This is a genomic window from Pirellulales bacterium (assembly GCA_035939775.1).
Classification (GTDB): Bacteria; Planctomycetota; Planctomycetia; order Pirellulales; family DATAWG01; genus DASZFO01.
In genome coordinates this window covers 22883-31268 of the sequence record DASZFO010000359.1, presented here as the reverse complement: position 1 = coordinate 31268, position 8386 = coordinate 22883, and the positions used below count along the sequence as shown (strand labels likewise).

General features: G+C 62.7%; 2 protein-coding genes. Both read left to right on the top strand.

What is annotated here, in order from left to right:
* Positions 1-397: 397 nt before the first annotated feature.
* Positions 398-7159 (top strand): autotransporter-associated beta strand repeat-containing protein, encoded by a 6762-nt coding sequence (locus VGY55_23795; protein HEV2973010.1) that lies wholly within the window; start codon positions 398-400, stop codon positions 7157-7159.
* Between the two features lie 87 nt (positions 7160-7246).
* Positions 7247-8200, top strand: a complete 954-nt coding sequence (locus VGY55_23790) for an OmpA family protein (protein HEV2973009.1) — start codon at positions 7247-7249, stop codon at positions 8198-8200.
* Positions 8201-8386: the final 186 nt, after the last annotated feature.

Sequence of the window (8386 nt, the reverse complement as noted above, 5' to 3'; positions counted from 1 at the left end):
GCGGTTATTCCGCCACGTCGGTTTTTTTTGCGCCAATTCACGAACGGCTGCCATGCTAATGCGGCCTTGAGTTTCAAGGGAAATTGATCATGGCGACGGTCGTTCATTCAACAAAACCAGCAACGATAGCCAACCTCGTTGCGTTTTCACCCCCTATTAGGTACAGTATTGGCACTGCTGGGCTCTTAGACCCCGTGGACGGCTTCCGGCCGTCGCCCCGGTCACAGCCGCCAGGACCGCTTGGTCTTTGGCCGGTGTTCTGTGGTGATCGGGTCTCTTGGGCGAACGTTCCGCTCGATTGCGGCGCACGAGATTCTGTCGTCCCGTTCACAAACGTGGCCGCACCGCGGCCATTCACCAGGAACGAACCCGGCGCTTCTCGGGAAAGGAAGAACTCATGATTCGTTTCATCGCACTGCGCGGCCCGCGTAAGATCGGGGCGCTGATTTTTGCAGTCATGTTGGCCGCTACGATTCCCGCCGTGGCGGCGGACACCTTTGATTTTGCCGCGGTCTACTCGGACGGCTTTGGATATGATTGGGGGTACATAAATGATCCGGTCGCCGGCGCAATAACTACCAACTGGGTTGGCCCCGGAAACAGGAGGTTTCCCGGTGATGGTGCAATCAAGGGGGATATCGCGAACATCACGACTCCGACTAACGGCCTATTGATCGAACTTTACTACCACTTCGTAGGCTTCCAGACGGAGAGCCAACAACCGCAGGATTTCACGTTGGGAGTTCTTAATTTGAACGCGGGACCGACCGGCTACTACGACATCGATTCCTACCCGAGTTATCTCAACTATCTGATATTTGACAACAACGGCTCTACGGCCCAGATCAATATCATCGGCAATGACGCCGGCAACGACGTCATCTCAAGCGGCGTCAAGATCGTCAGCGCGCTGGATATCACCGGGGGCAAGCTGTTGATCGCCGGACCGGTTGTGGGCGGCCAACTGATCGTGGACGCCTCATCGCTCACGCTTTTCGGCACGAACACTCACAGCAGCACGGTCCTGCACAGCGGTACGCTCAACGTCTCTCAGAACGCCAACCTGGGGGCCGCCACTGGCTCGATCGATTTCCAGGGCGGCACTCTTCATCCGACTGCCAACATCAACGCTACCCAATCTTTGGGCGTCGAGTCCGCTGGGGGCACCGTATCAACTAGCGGTTTGTTGACCTTCGCTGGCCCCGTCGTCTCCGCCGCCGGCACGCTCCACATGGTGGGCGGCGGGACGTTGGAACTCGCGACCAGTAGCGCCTATGGAGGCGGACTCACCGTAGATTCGTCGACGCTGCTTATCTCGAACAACATCGCGTTGGCGGGCACGTCCGGCACGCTGGCTTTGAATTCCTCGATCCTCCACACGACCGCCTCCTTTTCGACCAATACGCACATTACACTCTCGGGCTCTTCCACCTTCGAGGTAGGTCACGCGACCACTTTGACAGCCGTCGGCCCAATCGACGGCGGCGGCGGCCTGGTCCAAGACGGCGACGACGGAACCCTGGTGTTGGGCAACAATAACAGCTTTACCGGCGGCGTCACCGTCAACGCCGGCACATTGCGCGTGGTTGGCGATAATGGGCTCGGCGATCCATCGAATTCGATCCTCATCAATGCCGCAACGTTGAACGCCGCCGGGTCGTTCACCACGAACCGCGGTTTTTTGATTCACGGTGCGCTTATCGACGTCGACAATGCGCAGACGTTGACCATTAACTCGCAAGTCGAGGGAGACGCCTTCGGACGCGGCGAGATCGAGGGCATCGCATTGTACAAGACCGGCGGTGGCACGCTGCGGCTGTCACACGCGAATTCATTTTCCTCGCCTTCAACAGGGTTCGGGATCGAGGTCGAAGCCGGGGATGTTTCCGTCTCGGCCGACAACGCCCTGGGCAACGCCGCTAACTCACTAGCGTTCAACGGCGGCGGTCTGACCGTTACTGCCGGTTTCACCACTTTCCGGCCCGTCTTCCTCGGCGTCAGCGGAGGAACTTTCAGCATCGGCGGCTTGTCGAGCACGCTAACCGCCAGCGGCAAGTTTACCGGTTTGGGAATGTTGACGAAGGCGGGCTCCGGCACGTTGGTGCTGACCAATGGCGGCAACAACTATGACGGCGGGACCGACATCGTCGATGGCACGCTGCGCATCGGAGCCGATGCCATGCTGGGCACGGCGAGCCGAACCCTCACGTTTGATTTTGCCGGCAGCCCCGTGCTGAATACGACGGCGGACATTGCGATGTCGCGCCCAATCAACCTCAACAATCCGTCCGCCACTTTCGACGTGAACGCCGGCACGACGCTCACCGTGAGCGGTGTCATTGGCGGCCCGGGTGGATTCGTCAAGGTCGGCTTCGGCAACTTGGTGCTCACCGGCGCAAACAGCTACACCGGACCGACAATGATCAAAGCGGGAACGCTGCAGACTTCTGTCGCCAACACGACTTCACCCGGATCGGCCATCAACTTGGCCGGCGTTGCAATGTTCGATCTCGGCGGGTTTTCCCAGAGCATCGGCTCCCTCACAGGCGCCGGCAACGTAACCACGACCGGTGTCAGCGGTTTTGACACGCTGACGATCGGCAATGACGGCGCCAGCCCGGTGCCGTTCAGCGGCGTGATATCCGACGCCCCCGCCGGGAGAATGCTGGCAATAACCAAGGTCGGATCCGGCACACTAACCCTCAGCGGTGCCAATACCTACACGGGCGCGACGACCGTCAATGCCGGGACGCTGGCGGTCAGCGGATCGATCGCCGCCGTGAGCGCCGTGACCGTAAGCGCCGGCGCCACGTTCGACATCAGCGATCCGACCGACGTTACGGTCGGCTCGATCGCCGGCGCAGGCAACTATCGACTCGGCGGCGAGACGCTCACGTTCGGCGGTCTGGGCACCGACACCGTCGTCTCCGGCCTAATTGGCGATGGCGGAATCGGCGGCGGAACCGGCGGCTCGATCGTCAAGCTGGGGACCGGCAACACGACCTTCAGCGGCATCACGTCTTATACCGGCACGACGGCAGTCGATTTTGGCATGTTGACGGTCAGTGGGACAGTGTTTGCCAGCAGTGCGACGACGGTGGCCGCCGGCGCCACCATGAGTTTCGTCAACGGCGCCAATGCCGGCAGCGGGACAATCACCAATAGCGGCTCGGCAACGAGCGCCACCAGCGGCGGAAGGACGCTTCTCTCCGGCATCGGAACAACGGCTGGCAGCGCCTTATTCATGAACAACGGCGGCGCTTCCAGTGGCGGCAATGGCGGTCAGACGGTGTTCAACAGCGGCGCCACCGGCGGCACCGCGACCATCACCGCCAACGGTGGCGCCGTCGCCGGCGCGCTCGGCGGCACGACCATTTTCAATGACGGCTCGATCATCGGCGCGGCGACGCTCGTCACGAACGGCGGCGCGAATGGCGGTGCCGGGGGGCTCACTGAAACCATCGGCAATGTCACCGGCGGCAACAGCCGAGTCGTCACTAATTCGGGCGGCACGTTCGACATCAGTCAGTTGACGGTCTCCGGGCTGGCCGTCGGTTCGATCGAAGGGGCCGGCAACTACTTTCTTGGCAGCAAGATGCTGACGTTCGGCAACTTGGCGACCAACACCGAAGTTTCGGGGCCAATCGCCGGTAGCGGCATCGGCGGCGGTATTGGCGGCTCAATCTTCAAAGTGGGTGGCGGCGCGACGACGCTCAGCGGCGTGAACATGTACACTGGCGGGACGACGCTCAGTCAGGGCGGCCTCAACATCAATAACACGAACGCCATCGGAAGCGGCACATTCGCAATCAGTGACGGCACGACCATCGACAACACGAGCGCCGGAGCCATCGCCCTCGCCACCAACAACGTTCAGCTCTGGGGAGGCCGTTTCACCTTCACGGGCACACAGAGCCTGAACTTCGGCACGGGCATGGTGGCGCTGAACGCCAATCCGACCGTGACCGTTTCGGCGAACACGCTAACCGTTGGTGTGATCGGAAATGGCACGGGCAATAGCCTGGTCAAGGCGGGCGCGGGCACGCTGGTCGTTTTCGGCGGAGCCTCATACACCGGCACGACGGCGGTCAACGCCGGCACGCTGACCATAGACTCCGGCCCGTTCGCCAGCAGCGCGAGTACGGTCGCCGCGGCCGCAGTTATGAACTTCGCGCGTGGCGCCAACGCCGGCAGCGGAACGTTCGCCAACACCAACTCCACCGTCGCGGCTGTTGCCGGCGGCCTCATCCAGTTCTCCGATACAGGCACAACCGCCGGGCAAGGAGTTTACACCAACTTCGGCGGAGCCGGCGTCAGTACGACGAGCAACACGGGCGGCAATGGCGGGCAAATCATCTTTAACAGCGGAGCGACCGCCGGGAATGCGACGATCGCGACCCGAGGCGCGACGTTGCTGTTTGCAGCAAGCGGCAGTCAGACCCTGTTCAACAATGGATCGAGCGCTGGGAACGCGACGATCACGACTGGCGGCGGCGTCGACGGTCGCAATGGCGGCCCTGTCCCTGGCGGACTGACTCTTTTCAGCGGAAATGCCACTGCGGGAGCCGCCACGCTCATCACCAACGCCGGCAGCTTAGGCGGGCTTCCCGGTTTCACGGAATTCGAGGACACCTCCAACGGCGGCACCGCCAACATCACGATCAACACCTTAACCATCAATGAATTCGTCAACTTCGCGTCTGCCGGCGGGGCCACAATCGCGACCCACGGCATCTATTCCGGCCTCTATTTCGAGGACAACGCGACCGCAGGCACCGCCATAGTGACCACGAACGTCGACGGACTCACGGAGTTCCGAAATTCGTCCACGGCCGGCAATGCCACGATCATTACCGCCAACGGCAACGGCTCGATCTCGGGCGCCGTGACCCGGTTCCACGATAGCTCCGACGCGGGCCACGCCCATTTCACGACGATGGGCCAAAGCCCGACCGCCGGCAATACCGGCTCGACGCTGTTCTACGATTCGAGCAGTGCCGCTAACGGCATTTTCACCACGAACGGCGGCATGGGAGATCACGGCGCTGCGGGCCTGGTGCAGTTTCGCAACAACTCAACAGCCGCCAGCGGCACTTTTACGAACCTCGGCGGCTCCGACGTCGGGGCATCCAACGTCGGGGAAAACGGCGGCGAAATCGACTTTTACGATTCCTCGAACGCGGGGACCACCGCGACGATCGTCAATGGTGGCGCAACGGGCGGCTTCGGCGCGTCTGGCGGCATCACTCAATTCTTCAACGCCTCCAAGGCCGGCACGGTCGCCATTACGAACAACAGCGCGAATGATAACAACAACCGCGGCGTCGGCGGGCGCACCTACTTCAATAGCGGCGCCTCCGCCGACCATGCCACCATCACCAACAACGGCGGAATCTTCGACAACTACAATGGTCCTTTGCAGGGCGGCAACACCGTGTTTTACGGCGGCTCGACGGCCGACCACGCCACGCTGACGACCAGCGGCGCACTGATCGCCGGAGGCCTCGGCGGCGAGATTGACTTCAACTCCGGCTCGGACATGGCCAGTGCCACGATCACCAACAACGGCAGCGCCGTCAGCGGGGCTGCCGGCGGCCTCACCAACATCAACGGCAGCGGCGCCAGCACCGATACCGCGAAGTTCATCAACAACGGCGGCACGGTCAGCGGCGCCAGCGGCGGTAAAACGTACATCACCAGCTCCACCGCCGGCAATGATACGTTCACCAACAATGGCGGCACGGTCAGCGGCACCGGCGGCGGCGAAACCGACTTCGACGGCACGGACACCGCTGCGGCGGCTACGCTGATTTCCAATGGCGGGAGCAACGGCGGAGCCGGCGGAGGCACCTATTTCATCAGCGAGGGCGGTAATACCCCCAGCGGCGGCACGGCGCGGGTTATCGCCAACGCCGGCGGCATCCTCGACATCAGCGGTACGCCCTTCGTCACGGTCGGCTCGATCGAAGGCGCCGGCACATATCAACTCGGCGCCGCGACCTTGACCTCCGGCAGCCTGAATACCGATACCACGATCTCGGGAGTCATCGCCAACGGCGGTTACTACGGCGGCAGTAACGGCAGCTTGACTAAAGAAGGCACCGGCAAGCTCTCACTTACCGGGGCCAATACCTATACTGGCCCGACCACCGTCAACGGCGGTACCTTGCAATCCGCAAACAACGGCGCACTCGCCACGACCTCTTCGGTCGCCGTGAACAATGCCGGCTCGATGCTGGCGGTCAATTACGGGGGTAACACCGATTATACCCAGACGCAGGTGGCGGCGCTGCTTGGTAAGACAACTTTTGGCGCCCCAAGCACGGGGTTTGGTTTCGATACGACCAATGCCAGTGGGGCGGTGACGTACACCAATGGGATCGCGATACCGGCCGGCGTCGCGAAGCTCGGCCCGGGCACGTTGATTCTCTCTGGCGCCAAAACCTATACCGGCGGCACGACCGTCCTAGCTGGCACACTCAAGTTCAATATCGCCTCCGGCGCGGCCACGGTCGCGGCCGGCGCCACCGCCACGGTCGCTTCGGGGGCCACGCTCGAACTCGCCGGCTCGGTCTCCGCCCTGGGTTCGGCCGGCGGCAATCGCGTGCATATCGTCAACAACAGCACGACCTCCGGAGTCGTCGTGTCCGGCACGAATCAAGTCGTCGGTGGCATCGACGGTTTGGGCAATGTTCAAGTCAGCGCCGGCAGCGATCTTACGGCCGATCATATCGCGCAAAATTCGCTCGTGATCGGCGGCACCATGAATAGCCCCGGGATGGTAACGATCGACGCTTCGGATTCCAGTGGCAACCCTCTCGACGCAGCTCTCGGAGGACTTTCGGCGGACGGCACGCGGAGTGTGTCCACTACATTGTCGAGAGGAATCGCTTTCGCCGATTCCCTGCAGCCCACGGCGCCTTTCGCCTCGGGCGCGCCGAGTTCGTCAAATCTTGATCCCCCGAGTGCTGAAGGCTTCAGCGGCGATCCGATTCCGGCCGGCCCCGGCGCAGACCCCATTGGCGGCAATCCGACGGGCGTCCCCGAGCCGAGTTCGATCGCTCTTTGCCTAATGGCTATGGGTGGCGGCGTCCTGTGCCGGCGGCGGATGATTCGCCGGAAGGGCAGCGTCAATTTCGCGATTTCGCGAACGGATTGACCGTCTGCGCGTCTTACGGCTGCTAGCTTCGCTATCACGCGGCCCCGACCTGATGCGAAGCACATAGCGGCCCCGGTCTTGAGCCGCATGTCGTCGGTTCGCTACGCCGGAACTGCCCTTGCTGGAGTGGCGCGGCATTGCTACTATCCCACCCGATTTTCTTCTCTTCTGCCGCCCCTGGCGGCGCGGCAGCTTTTCACGTCGCTCAATTCGGAGATCGCCATGCGGGGTTCCGCCGCTGGCCGGGTGCTGTTGGCGTTCGCGGTGCTGGCGATTGCCGGGTGCGCCCAGAATCCGTACGCATTGCAAACTCAATTGACGACCGTCCAGCAGCAGCAAGCGGCGCTGGCGCAGCGCAATCAAGAACTGCAAAGCCGCGCCTCGTCGCTCGATCAGGACAATCAGGACTTGCAAACGCAATTGGCTCAAACGCAGCGCCAATCGCGGCTGATGCAAGACCAGGTCTCCGCCTTGCGCGAGCAGCTCAGCAGCACGACCTCGCAGTTGGCGCAGGCCCGGCAGGATAAAGTGGTCGTCGAGAAGAACGCCCAGGCGGTCGTCGCTTCCACCAAGCGCCGCGCCGGGGCGCTGATCACGCCGAACAACAGCCTCAAGCAGAACCTGCCCAATCTCAGCATTCCCGGCGTCGAGGTCCGGCAGGATGGCGACACGGTGCGGTTCGAGCTTTCGGCGGATCGGCTGTTCAGCCCCGGCACGACCCAGCTTCGTTCCGACGCGACGCAGTTGCTCGACGCGGTGGCCGCGGAGATCGAGCGGAACTATTCGGAGCAGATCATCGGCGTGGAAGGGCATACCGACAGCGACCCACCGCCGTCGCAAGTCTCGCCGCACCAATACTCGATGAGCGAGGCGATGGCCGTGTTCGACTATCTCACCGCCCGCACGCATTTGCGGCCAAACCAACTCTTCCTGGTCGGGCACGGGGGGAACCATCCGGTCGTAAGCAATGCGACCACTGCCGGCAAGGCCCGCAACCGCCGAGTCGAACTGGTCATCTATCCCGACAAGTGCGGACAATAGGGGCGGGAGGAAGAGGTCGGCAGGAGGCAGTCGACAGTTCGTCTACGCCGACCGGCTTGGCCAGTAGTCACCGCGACAACGTGTGGTTTAGAATCGTGGGTGCTGGGCGAACCTCCGCGGGCGGGCGGATGTCTGCGATTGCGTGCCCTGGCCTTCCGTTCAATCCAACGCCGTTCACCGCTGGAC

What these genes read in the sequence shown, in the direction of transcription:
- VGY55_23795 (HEV2973010.1), top strand. Translation starts at nt 398, where the DNA reads ATGATTCGTTTCATCGCACTGCGCGGCCCGCGTAAGATCGGGGCGCTG.
- VGY55_23790 (HEV2973009.1), top strand. Translation starts at nt 7,247, where the DNA reads ATGTCGTCGGTTCGCTACGCCGGAACTGCCCTTGCTGGAGTGGCGCGG.